At 35.5% G+C, this 18,155-nt stretch carries 20 protein-coding genes (1 of these 20 cut by a window edge); 9 read left to right on the plus strand and 11 right to left on the minus strand.

The genetic code is table 11. The features are described 5' to 3' along the window. Positions 1–6 precede the first annotated feature (6 nt). Positions 7–351 (minus strand): hypothetical protein, encoded by a 345-nt coding sequence (locus IPJ83_01915; GenBank protein ID MBK7879305.1) that lies wholly within the window; start codon positions 349–351, stop codon positions 7–9. A 97-nt stretch (positions 352–448) separates the two neighbouring features. Here IPJ83_01915 and IPJ83_01920 point away from each other — a divergent pair, with 97 nt between their 5' ends. Further along, the gene (locus tag IPJ83_01920) at positions 449–2,029 is read left to right on the plus strand and encodes a GMC family oxidoreductase N-terminal domain-containing protein (protein MBK7879306.1); all 1,581 of its coding nucleotides are present in this window, start codon (positions 449–451) and stop codon (positions 2,027–2,029) included. Positions 2,030–2,128: 99 nt separating this feature from the next. Further along, positions 2,129–2,947 (plus strand): tetratricopeptide repeat protein, encoded by an 819-nt coding sequence (locus IPJ83_01925; GenBank protein MBK7879307.1) that lies wholly within the window; start codon positions 2,129–2,131, stop codon positions 2,945–2,947. Positions 2,948–3,058: 111 nt separating this feature from the next. On the opposite strand, the gene IPJ83_01930 is transcribed toward IPJ83_01925, so the two are convergent. Both IPJ83_01930 and IPJ83_01935 read right to left on the minus strand, forming a co-directional pair. Next, positions 3,059–3,598, minus strand: a complete 540-nt coding sequence (locus tag IPJ83_01930) for a hypoxanthine phosphoribosyltransferase (protein ID MBK7879308.1) — start codon at positions 3,596–3,598, stop codon at positions 3,059–3,061. Beyond that, a complete protein-coding gene (locus IPJ83_01935; protein ID MBK7879309.1) occupies positions 3,585–4,148 on the minus strand; it encodes a methylated-DNA--[protein]-cysteine S-methyltransferase in 564 nt (187 codons plus the stop codon). Before IPJ83_01935 ends, IPJ83_01930 begins: the two co-directional genes overlap by 14 nt. 105 nt (positions 4,149–4,253) lie before the next feature. Between IPJ83_01935 and uvrA the strand changes: the two genes are divergently transcribed. Beyond that, entirely contained in the window at positions 4,254–7,109 is a 2,856-nt protein-coding gene (gene uvrA / locus IPJ83_01940) for an excinuclease ABC subunit UvrA (GenBank protein ID MBK7879310.1), read from the plus strand. Between the two features lie 42 nt (positions 7,110–7,151). On the opposite strand, the gene IPJ83_01945 is transcribed toward uvrA, so the two are convergent. Further along, positions 7,152–8,435, minus strand: coding sequence for an OmpA family protein (locus IPJ83_01945; protein MBK7879311.1), 1,284 nt, complete (start codon positions 8,433–8,435; stop codon positions 7,152–7,154). Between the two features lie 102 nt (positions 8,436–8,537). On the opposite strand from IPJ83_01945, the gene IPJ83_01950 reads away from it, so the two are divergent. Continuing rightward, entirely contained in the window at positions 8,538–9,071 is a 534-nt protein-coding gene (locus tag IPJ83_01950; protein ID MBK7879312.1) for a putative metal-dependent hydrolase, read from the plus strand. A 3-nt stretch (positions 9,072–9,074) separates the two neighbouring features. Here IPJ83_01950 and IPJ83_01955 read toward each other — a convergent pair whose 3' ends face one another. From IPJ83_01955 to serC, 7 genes are all read right to left on the minus strand, one after another. After that, entirely contained in the window at positions 9,075–9,827 is a 753-nt protein-coding gene (locus IPJ83_01955) for a succinate dehydrogenase/fumarate reductase iron-sulfur subunit (GenBank protein MBK7879313.1), read from the minus strand. 95 nt (positions 9,828–9,922) lie between these two features. Beyond that, positions 9,923–10,840: a tRNA epoxyqueuosine(34) reductase QueG gene (queG, locus tag IPJ83_01960; protein MBK7879314.1), complete on the minus strand. Its 918-nt coding sequence runs from the start codon at positions 10,838–10,840 to the stop codon at positions 9,923–9,925. Between the two features lie 132 nt (positions 10,841–10,972). Then, the gene (locus tag IPJ83_01965; GenBank protein MBK7879315.1) at positions 10,973–11,887 is read right to left on the minus strand and encodes an outer membrane beta-barrel protein; all 915 of its coding nucleotides are present in this window, start codon (positions 11,885–11,887) and stop codon (positions 10,973–10,975) included. Positions 11,888–11,920: 33 nt separating this feature from the next. After that, positions 11,921–12,778 carry a hypothetical protein gene (locus IPJ83_01970; GenBank protein ID MBK7879316.1) on the minus strand — a complete coding sequence of 286 codons (858 nt, stop codon included), beginning with the start codon at positions 12,776–12,778 and terminating at the stop codon, positions 11,921–11,923. Further along, entirely contained in the window at positions 12,741–13,316 is a 576-nt protein-coding gene (locus IPJ83_01975) for an RNA polymerase sigma factor (GenBank protein ID MBK7879317.1), read from the minus strand. Before IPJ83_01975 ends, IPJ83_01970 begins: the two co-directional genes overlap by 38 nt. Before the next feature lie 128 nt (positions 13,317–13,444). Continuing rightward, positions 13,445–14,197 carry a M48 family metallopeptidase gene (locus tag IPJ83_01980; GenBank protein ID MBK7879318.1) on the minus strand — a complete coding sequence of 251 codons (753 nt, stop codon included), beginning with the start codon at positions 14,195–14,197 and terminating at the stop codon, positions 13,445–13,447. After that, a complete protein-coding gene (gene serC, locus IPJ83_01985) occupies positions 14,190–15,260 on the minus strand; it encodes a 3-phosphoserine/phosphohydroxythreonine transaminase (protein ID MBK7879319.1) in 1,071 nt (356 codons plus the stop codon). Before serC ends, IPJ83_01980 begins: the two co-directional genes overlap by 8 nt. Before the next feature lie 137 nt (positions 15,261–15,397). Between serC and IPJ83_01990 the strand changes: the two genes are divergently transcribed. The 5 genes from IPJ83_01990 to IPJ83_02010 form a co-directional block, all read left to right on the plus strand. Further along, entirely contained in the window at positions 15,398–15,553 is a 156-nt protein-coding gene (locus tag IPJ83_01990; protein MBK7879320.1) for a hypothetical protein, read from the plus strand. Positions 15,554–15,564: 11 nt separating this feature from the next. Beyond that, positions 15,565–16,680 (plus strand): hypothetical protein, encoded by a 1,116-nt coding sequence (locus IPJ83_01995; GenBank protein MBK7879321.1) that lies wholly within the window; start codon positions 15,565–15,567, stop codon positions 16,678–16,680. 139 nt (positions 16,681–16,819) lie between these two features. Then, complete coding sequence (locus IPJ83_02000; protein ID MBK7879322.1) at positions 16,820–16,972, plus strand: hypothetical protein; 153 nt, start codon at positions 16,820–16,822, stop codon at positions 16,970–16,972. Between the two features lie 36 nt (positions 16,973–17,008). Beyond that, a complete protein-coding gene (locus IPJ83_02005) occupies positions 17,009–17,623 on the plus strand; it encodes a hypothetical protein (GenBank protein MBK7879323.1) in 615 nt (204 codons plus the stop codon). 329 nt (positions 17,624–17,952) lie between these two features. After that, positions 17,953–18,155 carry the 5' portion of a gliding motility-associated C-terminal domain-containing protein gene (locus IPJ83_02010; protein ID MBK7879324.1) on the plus strand. It continues 679 nt past the right edge of the window, so 203 of the gene's 882 nt are visible here — the first part of the coding sequence; it begins with the start codon at positions 17,953–17,955; its stop codon lies off the right edge, out of view.

Raw genomic sequence — 18,155 nt, forward strand, 5'->3', positions numbered from 1 at the left:
AAATAATTATTTTTTGACGCGGAGAAAGGTGTTGAGATTTTGTTCATCTAAAAGATGGAGGGAATCGGATTTAAATAGAATTACTCTATAAGAATAGTCAAAACTTGTAAAATAAATAATAAGACTATCCTTTACCAATTGATATGGAAAGGCCTTCGGCTGATCTCCTTGCAAAAACAACATGCTGTCACCAACGATCTCAAAATCAGGACTATTGCTTGTACGATTCTGCCATGTCCCCTGAAGATTTTCTTTATTGACTTCAAGATATTCAGGTTTTATTTCTGGGATTTTATCTTTACAGGATGAAAAGAGAATAATTATTAATGAAAAAAGATTTAAGAAACGCATATTCAATGATTAATTACCCAAAGGTAAACTGTATTTTAAGATTTACGGAACTAGCATTCAAATAACTTTTTAGATTTGATTGAATCTACTATCTTGCATGCAAGTGAAATTTGATTATATCATTATAGGTGCGGGTTCAGCTGGATGTATTCTAGCTAATAGGCTAAGCGAACATCCCAAAATTAAAGTTTTGCTGGTGGAAGCTGGGCCAAAGACATCAAATCAATTGATTAAAATTCCCGCTGCATTTTCTGAATTATTTCTTAGCAAATATGATTGGAAGGATTATTCGATTCCGCAGAAAGGCTTAAATGGCCAGCGTATGTATAGTCCAAGGGGTAAATTAGTCGGAGGATGCAGCAACATAAATGCAATGATATTTACCAGGCCACACCCGGATGATTTATCGGAATGGGAATCTGGTGGCGCCAAAGGATGGAAGTGGGCGAATTGCAAGGAGCATATGATCAAAGTAGAAAAAACTCTAGGATTTTCTCACGATCTTAGGCAAGAAGCGAAATCTGCTGAACGCTATTATTTGCATCCTCTAAGTAAATCTTTCCTCGAATCAGCCAGGACATTAGGTTACCCTGTTCATGAGCCAGTTTCAACGGTGCAATTTGGTGTCATGCCTTTTCTAAAAAATATTCAAAATGGAAAAAGGAAATCTGCATCTGACGCGTATTTGAGACCTATAGAGCATCGTCAAAATTTGGTTTTGACTACACAGGCTTGGGTTGAAAAGGTTGAAATAAGTAATCACCGAGCAAAAAGTATTGTCTTATCTATAAAGGGTAATAAATATTCTATCGAAGTTGAAAGAGAAATCATTATTTCAGCTGGAGCTTTTCAATCACCAGCAATTCTGGAAAGATCGGGAATAGGGGATCCCGATTTGCTTGCAAATTTGGAAATTCCAATAGTAAAAGCAGATCAAAATGTTGGGAATAACCTACAAGACCATCTGGTATGTGGTTTTGGTTTTAGGGTAGACCCGCATAAGTCTCTGGATATTTTAAATGAACCATTAGGAAAGTTTAATGAAGCAGTTAAATATATATTTGGAAAAAATTCTGCTTTAAGTAGCAATGTTGCAGAGGCAGGAGGATTTACTAAGCCAATTGAGAAAGATAGCCGACCAGAAATTCAGTTTCATTTTGGACCCTTATTTTTCATAAAGCATGGATTTATCAGACCAGGAGGAAATGGCTTTAGTCTTGGACCTATGTTGCTTCATCCAAAAAGTAGGGGATCTGTACACATTACTTCTACCAAAGAAAAGGATCAAGTTTGTATTGATCCTAAATATTATAGCCATGAATCTGATCTAAAGATGATGATTACCGGCTTAAAAGAAGCTTTGAATATATGCAATCAAGCACCATTAAAAAATTATATCAGTCGAATTGAGATTCCCAAAATTGAACCTGAAAATGACGATGATTACTTGGATTTGATTAGGGAATACAGCCAAACTCTTTATCACCCTGTTGGAACTTGTGCGATGTCTGATCTGTCTCATGGAGTAATTGATTCCAAACTTAGAGTCAAAGGAATTGAGGGACTGAGAGTGGTGGATGGTTCCTCCATCCCTGTTATAACAAGTAGTAACACTCAGGGGGTGATTATGATGCTTGCAGAGAAAGCAGCAGAATTGATTAAAGAGGCAAGTGAATAAAATTGTATTTTAAAGAATAAATAATCTTGTTTCCAAACTGGGTATGAACGAAAGCCATTATTTAATTGTTGGTTTTAAAGATGGCATTTTATAAGATATATGAAACAGGATTTTGATTTTAAAAGGGATGTAGTTGACTTGAGTTTTGTCAAACCGGTTTTAATTGATTTTTGGGCAGACTGGTGCGGACCATGTAAAACACTTGGTCCAATATTGGAAGAATTGTATATTGAGGATAAAGGTAAATGGGAACTAATTAAAATCGATACAGAAGAACATCAGGAAATTGCCAGTTATTTTAAGATACAGAGCATTCCACATTGCAAACTCATTTATGAAGGAAAAATTGCAGATGAATTTTCAGGAGCTCAGACGAAAGCAACTGTAAGAAAGTTTTTGGATAAAAACTTATCTTTATTATTGAATGAAGAAACTGAACCTGTTGATGAAGGATTTATTCAGTTAATGAGCAACCAAAAAAATATTCCTGATCCTGAATTCATGCAGGAACTTGAAAAATTTATATATTCCTTTCCGGATCATCAACAAGCAAATATAGCATATGCGAAACATGAAATTTTCTTTGAACCTGAAAAGGCAATGCATAGAATAAGTATTGGAGAGGATAAAAAAACTCTACTTGAATTAAAGGAAGACTTTGAAGTGATCAGAAGTTTTATGGGTACTGAATTTGATCTTAATTCCAAGTCAGGGGAATTATTGAATTTAATAAAACTGAATTTACTATCCGGGCAAGCACAATTGGCCATTGATAATATCATAGAATCAGTTTCAAAGGACATTAATTATTTGGATGGAATAGCACGAAAATTGGGCATAGCACTATTTCATATTTGGGGGCAACAAGCGAATATCACTAAAGAAAATAGGAAACTTTTTGATATGGCTATTTGGTAGTAAATTATTGAATTACGAAAAGCAAAATTTAATATAATTAAGTCTTCAAGTAATATAAGAATTAACTCAGCTTGAATTAACGAAGTTAATCCATAAAAAATTGAATTCGTTTTAATCTATATGCAACTGATAAATATCTGCTAAACCTCTTCCATAACCGTTGTAATCCATACCATACCCTATAACAAATAAGGGCGAAATTTCAAAACCGAACCAATCAACTTTTACATCCTTCCTAAGTATTTCTGGTTTAACAAGAAGTGAGCATATTTTTATATCATTTATGCCAAATTTTTTTATTAATTCAAGAAAGGCTGTCATAGTATTTCCACTGTCTAAAATATCTTCAATGATTAAAACTGATTGATTTTGTAAAAATGTAAAATCAGTTTCTTTGAATTGAATTATTTTCTCTTGGTGAATTCCCGAATAGGAAGAGATTTTTGTAAACACAGGATTCAGATCTAAAGTCATGTGTCTTAATAAGTCAGCTGCAAAAATGAAAGCCCCGTCCATAATTATTATGGGTACAGGGTTTGTATTATTTGATGTATAAAAATTGTCAATTTCTTTAGCGAGGTTGACAACTTTTTGGTCAATTATTTCTTTTGGAATTAGCAGATCAAAATCTAATTTACTAACCTCTATCATCAAAAAGTGTTTTGGAATATTTTAAAATTAATCCTGGAATTTCATCTTCCAGGATCCTAATTTTCAATTCGCTACCCCACCGATAATGGCCTGTATTTCCATTTGAATAAAGTATTCTGTGGCAAGGAACGAGAAAGGCAAAAGAATTTGCTCCCACAGCTGCACCAACTGCTCTTATGGCATTGGGATATCCAGAACGTGCTGCCAAATTTTTATAACTCAAAGTTTGACCCCTTGTAATTTCTAAAAGTTGATTCCAAACAGCCAATTGAAATTCAGTGCCTCGGATAAGTAAATCAAAAGAGGTATCGGTTTTGCCTTCGATAAAATCAATAATTTTCCGATAACCATTATTCTCAACTGGAGTAAATCGAGTATTCGGGAATTCATTATTCATTTGAATAATAAATTTTTCTTCTTCCATGAAATGACAATTTAGCAATCCATTTTCAAAAAAAGAAACACTCAATGGTCCATATTTACAAAGTCCTGATTGATACTGTATGTTTCCAGGTATCTCCAGAGGATTAAGAATTTGAAATTTATGCATTGACAGCAAATTTAAGTTACCTCTACCTAATTTATTATTTATTTATTTTACATAGTTTGAAGTGGTTTAGCAAAACAATATGTAATACCTTTGAGGTTTTATTTCATGAAGCAGCAGGAAGAGTTCGAATTTATTGAAGTTTATGGAGCAAAGGAGCACAATCTGAAAGATGTGTCGGTCAAAATCCCCAGAAATGAAATGGTAGTTATTACAGGCATTTCTGGAAGTGGAAAATCCTCTTTGGCATTTGATACTATTTATGCAGAAGGTCAGCGCCGTTACATGGAAACTTTTTCCCATTATGCCAGGCAATTTATTGGCTCCATTGAAAGGCCGGATGTGGAAAAAATTGATGGACTAAGTCCTGTTATTTCCATCGAGCAAAAGACTACTGGGTGGAATCCAAGATCAACAGTTGGTACCACAACTGAAATATATGATTTATTGAGGTTGTTGTTTGCAAGAGCGGCTGATGCTTACTCCCATGCAACTGGTAAAAAGATGGTGAGGTACACAGAAGATCAAATGATTTCCTTTATTTTCGAAAAGTTCGATCAAAAGCACATTTCTATCCTTGCACCTTTGGTCAGGGCAAGGAAGGGGCATTATCGTGAGCTATTTGATCAAGTGAGAAAGCAGGGATTCAATAAGATGAGAGTGGATGGTCAAGTGATTGATCTCAAACCCGGACTCCAATTGGACAGGTTTAAAACACATGACATTGAAGTAGTTATTGATCGTATTCAAGTTATAAAAGAGAGAGAAGAAAGGCTTAATTATAGTCTTGCTACAGCATTGAAAATGGGTAATGATGTTGTATTTATTCAAGATCAGGATAATTCAGAATTATTTCCTTTTAGTAAACGACTGATGGATCCACTTACAGGACTATCTTACGATGAACCATCTCCAAATACTTTTTCATTTAACTCCCCATATGGAGCATGTCCGGAGTGTAAAGGTCTTGGACAGATACATGAAGCAGACTTAGATCAGATCATACCCGATGACGCGAAATCTATTTCAGAATTAGGGATTGTTCCACTCGGTGAAGTACGAGATACTCTAACCTATAAACAACTAAAACAAATAGCTGACCGATATAAATTCAATTACCAAACCCCAATTAAAAAAATTCCTAAAAAGGCCCTGGATACTATCTTATACGGAGGAGATGATAGTTTTCCTGCACCACCAGGTTCAACCTGGTTTGAAGGTACTTATCACTTAGCTTATGAAGGTTTATGTAACATGTTGAAAAGGTGGTATAAAGATACCAGTTCGGAGAAAATCAGGCAGTTTGCAGAAGATTTTATGTCCATCCAGGATTGTCCGGCTTGTGGGGGAACGAGGCTAAAAAAGGATTCTTTGTTTTTTAAGATTGATGAAAAAAACATTGCAGAATTAGCCAGATTGGATATTTCAGATCTGATGAAATGGTTTGATGGATTGGAGAATAGATTATCTGACAGACAAAAGTTAATCAGTAAAGACATTATAAAGGAAATCAAAATACGATTGGATTTTTTGTTGTACGTCGGATTAGATTATCTTTCATTAGACCGTCCAACAATGAGCCTTTCTGGTGGAGAGTCCCAGAGGACCAGATTAGCCACCCAAATAGGATCGCAACTCACAGGTATAACCTACATCCTGGATGAACCCTCCATTGGACTGCATCAAAGAGACAACCACAGATTAATTAAATCGCTTCGGGAATTAACCCAAATTGGCAATACTGTAATAGTAGTCGAACATGACAAAGACATCATGATGGCATGTGATTACATCATTGATTTGGGTCCGGGTGCTGGAAAGCATGGTGGGGATATAGTTTCACAAGGAATTCCCTCAGAGTTTATTAAGGATCAGAATTCCCTAACTGCAAGTTATCTTTCCGGTAAAGCTTCAATAGAGATACCAACGCAAAGAAGAAAAGGAAATGGTCAGTATTTAAGCTTAATTGGGGCAAAGGGACATAATTTGAAGAATTTGAGTATAAAATTTCCCTTGGGATGTTTCATTTGTGTAACTGGGGTATCCGGAAGCGGAAAGTCAAGCCTGATCAACGAGACTCTTTATCCAATTCTAAGAGAGTATTTTTACAACAGCCTTCAAAAGCCATTATCCTTTGATAAAATTGAAGGGTTGGAGCATTTGGATAAAGTGGTTGAGGTTGATCAAAATCCTATTGGTAGAACACCCAGATCAAATCCTGCAACCTATACAGGCGTTTTCACTGAGATCAGGAATCTTTTTTCGAATCACCCCGAATCTAAAATACGGGGCTATAAACCAGGAAGATTCTCTTTCAATGTATCCGGAGGACGTTGTGAAGTTTGTGAAGGTGGAGGAATGAGAATCATTGAAATGAATTTTCTTCCCGATGTCCAGGTACATTGTGAAAGTTGTCATGGTAAGCGTTACAACCGAGAAACACTTGAAGTATTGTATAAAGGAAAATCAATCGGTGATGTATTAGATATGACTGTAGAAGAAGCCACCGAATTTTTTGAGCATTTGCCTGCCATTTATCGAAAATTAAAAACATTAAGGGATGTTGGTCTCGATTATATCACTTTAGGACAACAGGCAACAACGTTGTCAGGCGGAGAAGCCCAACGCGTTAAATTGGCTGAAGAGCTTTCTAAAAGGGATACCGGAAAGACATTATATATTTTAGATGAACCAACAACCGGATTGCATTTTGAAGATATCAAACATTTACTAAATGTCCTTCAAAAACTAGTGGATAGAGGAAATACCGTCATGGTAATAGAGCACAATCTGGATGTCATTAAAGTAGCGGATGTTGTTCTGGATTTAGGGCCTGAGGGAGGAAAACATGGGGGAAAGGTTGTTGCCTATGGGTCACCTGAACAAGTTGCAAAGGTGAAGGAATCTTTTACAGGACAATATTTAGCTGAAGAATTAAATATGAAAAAAGCCGCTGTAAAATAGCAGCGGCTCTTCTAAATATTAATTATAACTTTTAAGAAGAAACTATTTTTTTGTTACCCTTAAGGAAACCCTACGATTTAAATCTCTTCCGGATTCCGTTTTATTATCACCTACAGGGTGTTCCTGACCATAACCTTCAGCCTCCATTCTTCTAGACTCAATCCCATTGGTAAGCAGTGCAGACATTACCATTTCAGCTCTGGCCTGTGATAATTTTTGATTAACCTTTGGGTCGCCTACATTATCTGTGTAACCTCCCACTTTGATATTAACCTGTGGGAAGGCTTTCAATATGGCGGTAATGTTATTGATTTGAATTTGTGAAGCAGGATTGAGCTTACTTGATCCAGTTTCAAAAAGGATTCTGTCAAAATCAAACCAAGTTGTTTTATCAATTGTCTTGTTTTTATCTTCGATAAAGTTAACTAACCTGGCCTCAACCCCTTTTTCAGGAATATTTATATCTATTCCACCGGGCAGTGAAAGCTTGATTGGCTTTCCCAATATTGCCCACTTCGCTTGGACTACAGAATCGAGTTTGGCTATAAGTCCGTCAGCAGTGTTATCTATTTCTTTGGTTTGATCGCCAGTTTTAATTGTTGTAGAATCAATTTTTAAGGTTGTACTTTCCTTATTGTTGTTCCATTCATTTTTATTACAACTTTTCATAACAAACCACAAAAAGGCGAGTAATGCAAGTAATCCTATTAACCACATCCCCCAATTATTATTTGAATGGTCATGCTCATAGGTTGGAGCGGAAGTCATTTTATCTAAATTTTCTCCGGGATTTCCAAAGTTTAAAATTGAAAAAAGTGAAGAGGGTACTGAAGTTTGAACCTCTTTTTTAAAACTCCCTAACCACATGGTCAATCCGCTAATACCATAGTCTTCTAAAAGTGCTTTCTTTTTTAAATAAGCAAGGACCAGTGGAGCTGTTAAATTCAATAATTTAGATGCAGAGTTTTCACTTTTAAATTCTGCATAATTGCTAAGTTCCTGATTAACGGCCTGAAATCTTTGACCAAATAATACTTCAAGCAGTATGCTTCCAAACCTGTTTTCTAACCGGTTTTCATATTTTCCTTCAAAAAGATTTTCCAGATTTTCTAAATCAAAAGATTCGTTATCCATTTGGGTAACTAAATCCCAGATTTGGTCCATGGTACTTTTATTAGAGGAGTCATGAATAATTGCTCCGAGAATGGATGGTATAGCTGCATTAAAGCCCTTAACGGTAGCATGTTCAGATTCTGTTAAGTATTCAGACGCCTTTTTAATTAGGTCGGGGGTCAAATAGCTTGTGAGGGTTTCGACTAATTTCATATTTAATGGATTTCCTAAAATTAATATTAATTGATTTGGAGCTGCAATTTATTAATAGTGTAACATTGCTCCTTGTAATTTTGCAGTTATTTAATTATTATTATGGATTTAGAAAAGTTAAAATACCCAATTGGTAAATGGAGTTCGCCTGAGGTTATTGATTCAGAAATGATAATTGCCTGGATAGCTGACATTGCAAGTGTTCCAGGTCTGCTTTCCAACTTAGTCAACCATGGTAAGGATGTAAATCTTGCATTGACCTATAGAAATGGGGGTTGGACGATCCGTCAACTTGTACATCACCTTGCCGACAGTCATATCAATGCCTACGTCCGCCATAAGCTGGCAGCTTCTGAGCAAACACCAATCATTAACCCATATAATGAAGGATTGTGGTCCGTAATGAAAGATGTAAAAGATGTGGATGTTCAAATATCCCTACAATTGCTAGATGCCTTGCATCAAAGGTGGACAGTATTTTTGTCCAGTTTAAGTCATGAGGAATTGAAAAAAAGTTTTTTTCACCCGGGACACAATAGATTAATCACGTTGGGCGAGTCTATTGGGATGTACAGCTGGCATGGCAAACACCATCTAGCGCACATTATGCTGGCACTTGGCCAGGGAAACTATTGAAATTTAAGATTTAAGGTCTGAAGTTAAGACTGCGGTGGTGTAATATCTGTTCAATCTGGCTATATTTTCAAGGGATATTTCTTTTGGACATTCAGCTTCGCAAGCACCTACATTAGAACACATACCAAAACCTTCTTCATCCATTTGTTTAATCATATTCAATACCCTCCTTGAGTTTTCCACTTCACCCTGGGGCAACAATCCCAGATGAGAAACTTTGGCAGCAGTGAAGAGCATGGCAGACCCATTGGGACAGGCCGCAACGCAAGCTCCACAGCCTATGCAAGCGGCAGCATCAAAAGCCTTCGATGCCAAGTCTTTTTCAATTGGGATGGAATTTCCATCCATTGCTTGACCTGTGTTGACAGATATATATCCACCTGCCTGGATTATTCTATCAAAGGCTCCTCTATCCACCACCAGATCTTTAATTACAGGGAATGACCTGGCTCTAAAAGGCTCTACTACAACTGTATCGCCTTCTTTAAAAAATCTCATATGCAACTGACAGGTGGTGGTTCCACTGTTTGGACCATGAGGTCTGCCATTTATAACCATACTGCAAGCTCCGCAGATTCCTTCACGACAATCATGATCAAATGCGACTGGTTCTTTTTTCTCATCAATCAGGTCCTGGTTCAGCACATCCAGCATTTCAAGAAATGACATATGTTCATTGGCCTCTACGGAATATTTTTCAAAACCACCTTTCTGGGCAGGTGACTTTTGTCTCCAAATTTTAAGATTCAGCTTCATATATGGCTATTTTGAATAATGGCGTAAAAGTAAGGATTCTGATGTTAAATCACACATTTAGACAACAAAACAAAATGATAATGGATTGTATACTTTCAGGAAATAAAGCGGATATTTCTTTGAAAATTTCCCTTTCCTGCTCTTTTAATGGGTGATTCGAATGATAATTTATTCCAGGTTTCATCTGAAATTTCTAACCATTCTGATAAAGTCAGGTCCAATAAATCTTGATTTGGTTTGAAATCTTCAACCTTTGAGGGGACAGAAAAGCGGTTCCACGGGCACACTTCCTGACAAATATCACATCCGAAAATCCAGTTTTCCATTTTGGGTCTGAATTCTTCCGGAATGGCATTTCTTAACTCAATAGTAAGGTAGGAAATGCATTTTGAGGCATCCAACAGATAACCATCCTGATGAATTGCACCGGTTGGACAAGCATCGATACATCTTTTACAAGTTCCACAATGATCCCTTATGGACTGGGAATATTCAAACTCCAAATCCGTAAGAATGCAGCTTAGAAAATAATAAGAACCCTTTTTTGGATTTATGTTAAGTGTGTTTTTGCCATTCCAACCAATTCCAGCTTTTTCTGCCCAAATTCTTTCCATTATTGGACCCGAATCAACAAATGCCCGGATTTGAATATCTCCATATAAAACCTTCAGGTATGCAATCAATTTTTTGCATTGTTTTTTAATGACCTTATGGTAATCCTTCCCGAAAGCATATTTTGATATTTTTGGTTTATTTGGTTTAGATTCTTGTGTGGGTTGATCATAATTCATGCTCAACACAATGACAGATTTGCACCCTGGTAAAAGCAATGTTGGGTCGGTGCGTAAGTCAAAATAACGCTCCATGTAATGCATTTCACCATGATAATTTTTATTCAACCACTCTTCAAGTTGTTTTGATTCCTTGTCTAATTTTTGCGCCTTAACAATACCTATTTGGTCAAAACCTAATTGTAAGGCCTTTTCATGTAAGAGCGATTTATTGATTTTCACGGGTTAATTTGTGGAGTAAAAATAAGGCAGTTAATGACATTCTATCTTAAAATAAAAAAAGCCCGCAATCATCATTGCAGGCTTACCACATTTAGAAGAAAGTAAAACGATACCTTAAATTTTATAAGAGAATTAGAAATCTAACCAGATTCCGCACTCCAAAGTCCGAAAGTCATTTTTTTCCCAGGTAGGACTAAGATCATAGTTGGCATAGAACTTTAAAGCGCCTATATCAATTCTACTGCTAAGACCATAGCGATATGTGTTAAAACCAAAGTCTTCTTCGGTTTCGATTTTTCTCCTGACATCCTCCCTTCTCACTTCTGATTCCTGATGCACCAACACTCCAGCATAGCCCCCTACACCCATTCCAATTCTTCCCAGGCCTTTAATTTTGTTGCTTTGGAAGTATAACATAAGAGGTATTTGTAAATGTTGGAAATCCATACTGGATACTTTAACTTTATCATCCTTTGTATATACCAAGGTTTGATTTGGTTCAAAACTCAGTTTTTCTTTAAAAGTTAATTCTCCAATTCTCCAACCTAAAGATGTCATGAGCTGTACATTTTTACTCCCTAAATATATCTTAGTAGGTAGAAAGTTGAGAGTCCAGGACCAGGAACTAAATGGTTTATTTTCAAGATCATTGACCAAAACTTCGTTATTGACCTTATTACTTTGTAGTAGATTTAATCCTAAGTCAATATCAAGAAAATCAACATCAGCGCCCTTTGATTTCTTATGTTTTTTTTCGGGATTGATATTTTCTTTATTTGAATGTTTGCGATCTATGCTTTTGTCATCATCATCATCATCATCATCATCATCATTCTCCTTTTTTGACTTCTTATCTTCACTTTTGCGTTCAATAATAAAAATATCCCTGTCACCAAGTTTTATTTTGACGGTGTCACCATTTTCTTTTTTTTCCATTGAAGGTGGTTCCGGCGGTGTTGGTGGAGAAGGAGGAGCAGGAGGTGGAGTTACTTGAGCATTGAGCATCATTTGGATACCGAGCAATAGAGATAAAAAAACAGTTTTCATATTTTCAGATTTATGATTAAAATTTTAAATAAATTATTTAGTAGTAAAAGACAATGACTTTGACATTTCAAAAGCTTCGCTTTTAAAATCTACTGCAATAGTCGTTTTATGTTGAGATTCTGATTCTTTAATTGTGAGTGTATTGTCCGTCCATTCACTTGTCTTTTTGGATAGCATATTAAAGATTCCCTTTCTAATTGTCTTACCCAGTGACTGGGCTTGATCGCCTTCCAATGCCAAGTCTTTGTTTATATTGCTCTCAACTGGGGCATTTCTGGTCTCTAAAACATTGTCTTTGAAATTATCAGTTTCATTATTTTTAATTTCCGAATCGTTGACGACAACATCTTTAGAAATGAAGTTTTCGGTAGTGTCTATTGTGGATGCAACTTGTGAATTAAACTCAATATTTTGATGATCTTTTTCTACTGTGGATAATGATGAAAGTTTATTTGGTTTTTCATTAGGTAACTTGATTTTGTTATTGAGTATTTTGGTACCGATATTATTTTGGTGTGAAATGATTTCTTGTTGGCTAATAAGATTGGTATCAGCGTTTAAATCAGTTTCGGAATCATTGATTTGTTCAATGACCGATCCCTGGTTGGACAACAGAGGACTAATTTCTTGCATTGGATTGTTGGTAAAATAAGGAGAACTGGATGTATTGTTTTGATAATAATAAAACAGTCCAATGCCAAGAATTAAAGAAGCAGCGGCATAATAGTATTTGAAAGGTGATGAAAAGAATAGTTTATATGTTTTACCAGACTCCTTTTTATTTAAAGGAAAGGACTTATCCAGGATTTTATCAATGAGCTCTGCAGGAGGTGTCCTTTGATCAAGTTCCGTTTTATGCAGTTGTATACATTCTTTGAGTCGATCTTTCATAATTTTCATTTTTTTTTAAAATTTCAACCAACTTTTGTTTGGCCCTTAAATATTGACTTCTTGATGTTGCATTTGCTATCCCCAGCATCTGGCTTATTTCTTCGTGGGAAAAATCTTCTATGGCATACATCGTAAAAACAATTCTGTATTTTTCCGGCAGCAGACTAAGAGATGACATTATTTTATTAAGATTATTTTCAAACTCTTCCTCATTTACCAAATTTTCTTCATCATTCATGTTTATAAGGACAGGCGTATTTTCTATGTCTTCAAATCTCAATTTTTTCTTTTTTTCAATTGACTGAAGGCATGTGTTCACGCAAATTCTTTTAATCCATGCTGGCAATAATCCTTCCTGATCCAATTGACCTATGTTCTGGAAAATCTTGACAAAAGCCTCCTGCAAGACATCCAGAGCATCGTGCTCATGATTCATCATTCTCAGACAAAGGTTGTACATGGGTTTACTGAATTGATCATACAATTCCCTGCACGCTCTCTGGTCGGCTCTTTTTACTCTTTCTACAAGGGACTCCATTTTGTTTGATTGTGGCTGTCTTGTAATATAAAGAGTCGCTTAATTATAAAACGTTGCAAAATAATTGAATTAAGTATGAAAAATTAAATTATAAACTTATAAATAATTGATATTCAATTATATAAAATTTACCAGTGATATTCTTCACCATGTTTTTTTAACCATTTTTCAGCAGTCATATAGTCAGGCATCACCGATTCTACAAGATTCCAGTATGCTTTTGAATGGTTGTGGTGCACCAGATGAGATAATTCGTGTATTATTATATAGTCAAGAATGAAATCAGGACACAACAAGAGTCTGGAAGAAAGACTAATGTTCTTGTTTGTACTACATGATCCCCAATTGCTGTTATTGTTTCTTAATCTGATCGAGTTGATTTCCTGTTTAAAAAACTTTTCGTTGATAGATTGAACTCTTGATTTGACTCCATTTAAATAGGTTGTAGACATAACTTTACTCATGATGTCGCTAATCATTTTTTGACTGGCTATGGAATCTAAATTTTTAGGAAGTTCAATAAAAATATTGGTCTTAATTCTTTTTCCAACTCCATTTATTCTTTTATCAGATTCTGAAATGAAAATGGTAAATTCAGTTTGTCTGACTTGAAATTTTGAACCATTTTCATATACGCGCGGGCTATATTTTTTACTAAAGCTGGGATCTTTTGTGATTTTTTTATAAATCCATTCCTTTGCCCACAGGATATGCTGATCCTTTTGTCCACTGCTGGCAATTATTGGAATTCGGACTATTGCTTTATTTTTGCCAAGAGAGACCCTTGCAGACATCCTGTATTCAAAGTGAATTTCAAGAGGTAATTCAAAATCAAGAAATTTGATTTTTTGTATTTCTTTAAAAGGTTTTATTCTAAGCATATTTAAGTGCAAAACTTTGCATTACCTCTACCAGAACTTCAACACTTTCTTTTTCCAACGCATTGTATAAAGATGCCCTGAATCCCCCTACAGATCTATGTCCTGCAAGTCCAACACAACCCGCTTTTTTACATTCTTCAAGGAATAATGTTTCATATTCTTTTTGTTTAGGAACAAAAACGACATTCATCCACGATCTGTCTTCTTTTAAAACAGTTCCTTCAAAACAAGGGTTATTGTCAATTTCATGATAAAGAATTTCTGCTTTGAGCTGGTTTCGTTTTTCCATTGCCTCCAAACCGCCCATTTGTTTTATCCATCTCATGGTTAACATGGAAACATAAATAGGAAAAACTGGTGGGGTGTTATACATAGATCCCTTTTCAGCATGTGTTTTGTAGTTTAACATGGTCGGCAATATTCTTTGGGTTCTACCCAATAGATCTTTTCTTACTACAACAAGCGTGACTCCTGCAGGGCCCATATTTTTTTGAGCACCGGCATAAATTAATCCAAAATCTTTTCCATCAATTTTTTTACTAAAGATGTCTGAAGACATATCACAGACTATGGGAATTGCCGCCTTTGGAAATGTTTGAAATTGACTCCCATAAATGGTGTTATTGGATGTCAAATGAAGATAGGCCCCATCATTGGGAACAGCAAATCCTTTTGGTATTTGCCTAAAATAATCATTTTCCGAAGAAGCCAAAACCTCAACTTTTCCAAAATTTCTTGCTTCCTTAATGGCCAATGTTGCCCAAGTTCCTGTGTTTATGTAATATGCTTTCTCAGTTTCTCCGAGTAGATTCATTGGAACCATAAAAAATTGTGTGCTGGCTCCTCCGGAGAGAAATAATACAGCATAATCATCATTCAGAGAGAGTAATTCTCGCACAAGTTGTTCTGCTTCAGCCATAACAGCTTCAAATTCCTTACTTCTGTGGGAAATCTCAAGTAAGGAAAGATCCATATTACTGAAATTAATTACTGAATCTGCTGCCTGTTTTAGAACCGATTGTGGCAGGATTGCAGGACCTGCGTAGAAATTGTGTTTTTTCATGCTTTACATTTAATATCCATTCGCAAAGTTATGTATTGTTGCTTGATATAGAGTAGGATAAAGTTCAATTTTTACCAGAGTCAACAAATGTTCAGTTTATTAATCAAATTCCACTAATTTTATATAAAATTTTAGATGTGTCAAGGAGATTAAAATTTTCCACTATTCTCATGAGTGTAAGGCTAGAAAACTTTACATGCAGAATGAATGAAATTAGTTATATCAAAGGTACACCTACAATCTGGCACGAAGAGACGCCTGAAATTATTTTATCCGTAACGGCATTAACCTAATTTTTAAGTCTATGAAGAAATACCGTTATAAAGTAACTTATAATATTGGGTTAGTTTTAGTTTTATCAGGACTTTTCGCCCTTTGTCTAAAGGCTCAATTGAAGAGTTTAAATAATAAGATTAATCTTCCAATTGGAATTGTGCAGGGTGGAACCTGTTGTTGTGGTAATTTTACAGAATTAAGTTTTCCAAATCTTGATTTTGAGGAGGGAACATCTCCACCTATTGGAGGATTTATCACCTATGGGTCAGGTTCGGTTTTTGCCGGATGGCGAGTAACACGCGCAACGATAGACCATGTGGAAGGAAGTCACGCCAATTTGGGAAATGGGAATCCGAATGGGGCAACTAATTTTATCGATTTGCATGGTTCTCCCGGTTTTGGTGGAATTTCCTACATGCTTACAGGACTTACGGCCGGAAATAATTATAGAATTGATTTTTGGACGGCTCAGAATGGAAGCGGACATAGTTCAACAGGTACCCTACAAATTGCAGGCGGGGCCTGGTTAGATGTTAGTTGGACAGTAACTATTTCCGGGGCAATTGCCTGGTTTAAGCAATCTTATATGTTTATAGCCCAAGGGCCTACAGCAGAAATGGAATTTAGCAGCGTGGGTGATTTGATTTATGCCGGGACTTTAGTAGATGATATTAAAATTTTTGAATGTCCGGCTGACAAGGAACAGCCCATGATCCTTAATGAACCTCTTAATGAAATCTATTCTTGTCTCAAGGATGTACCTCCTCCTCCGGGATTGCAAATCAGTGATAATTGCGATCCTAATCCGGTCGTAAAAATAAAGACCAGCACCCAAAAGATTGATGATTGTGAACAAATTCTTCTCAGAGAATGGACCATTACTGATAAATGCGGCAATACTAAAATCCTTAATCAGGAGATAATTATTAAAGATGAAGAAGCTCCTAAAATTATTACGCCCCCAAAGGACAAAATTGTTGATTGTAAAACGCATAATAAAAATACATTTTTAAGCTGGGTTTCATCATCTGGCGGGGCTTCGGTCAAAGACAACTGTGGAAAGGTTTATTTCAGTGCCCAATATGACAGCATACCAACTAGGCCATGCGACACTATGACAGTTTATTTTATAGCCACTAGATGACTGTAATAATGAAACATATTTTTCAGCACATTACATTATTAGTGATACTGTTAAACCAATCTTATTAAACCAGCTCTCACTGTTCTACTTCAATGCTCTTCATTGGCCAGGGATTCTCTAAAAAGATGGCTGATGCAAAATGGGAAATGCAGAAGCAATTGATGAATGTTCCAATCTAAAATGGAAAAATAATTTTAATGGAGATTCTTTTGCTTTAGATATTACCGTTGAATTTACAGCAACCGATCTTTGTGGTAATTTTATTAAAACATTCGCCTCTTTCAAACAATAGGATGCAAGTGATACCAGTGTTGTTCGTAAAGTATGTTTGTGGAGGAAAAGTATCGAAACAAGATACCCAAACTTATTTTTACCTGGCTGCGATAGTGTCGTGATTACAAATAATATTGGAGCTATAATTGATACAACTTTTATAAGACGCTTGACTTGTGATCGCAATCTTCCGGCAATCCAGCTGGAAATTTTAAATTCTCATCTGTCTTGTGATTCTGTAATAGTATATCTAAATCAATATGTAAAGCCAGATTCATCATTGATTATTCAATATGATTGCTTTTCATTGGATACTAGCTTTAATTATATAAGTTATCCGGATAAACCTTGTGATAGTGTAGTTATCATCCAAACAAACCCAGCCCTTAAAAATTATAATGAAAATATATTTTTTACATGTGATTCAAATGAAGTAAGAAAAGATAGTTCATTTTTAAAAACAAATATGGCTGTGATTCAATTAATTAATCTCTTTAAGTATAACGCTAAAAAATTTACCTATAGAGATACTGCGATTTGTGGAATATTTTTATCATTTCAGGATACGGTGACAATCTCTACAAATTTCTGTGACAGCCTTGTAATAACCAGATTTTATCCCTTAAGCGAGATAGTAATTTTATCAAACACAGGACTTGTGATCCCTTAAAGGAAGGAACCTTTGTCTATAATTTGACCAATATTTTTGGCTGTGACTCAATTTTAATCAAGGAAATTAGTCTGCAAAAGCAGATACCAGCATAATCCAAAAATTCACCTGCTTGGGAACTATTCCAAAGCAAGACACAATATATTTTCAAGTTAATGGAAAATGCGATTCTGTTGTAATTGTAAATTATCTCGATGCCAGCATTGATACATTATTTATAAACTCAAGAACATGTGATCCAACTCAGGCAGGGATTAAGGTAGATCGATTTAATGGAGTTTATTGCGACAGTATAGTTGTTATTCGAACTCACTCTGGAAAAATCATATTTGGAATATAGAATAACATCCACTTGTTTCAAAGATTCTGTTGGTATGGATACAATATCCCTGCAATCTCTATATGGATGTGATAGTGTAATTATCCGAGAGATTAAATACCTTCCTGTTAAGATTGAATGGACAATCGAGGATGTAAGTTGTTACCAAGCTCATGATGGTAAAATTATTTTAAATAATTTAAGGAATGTCAC

Origin of the sequence: Candidatus Vicinibacter proximus (assembly GCA_016713905.1) — a bacterium.
Classification (GTDB): Bacteria; Bacteroidota; Bacteroidia; order Chitinophagales; family Saprospiraceae; genus Vicinibacter; species Vicinibacter proximus.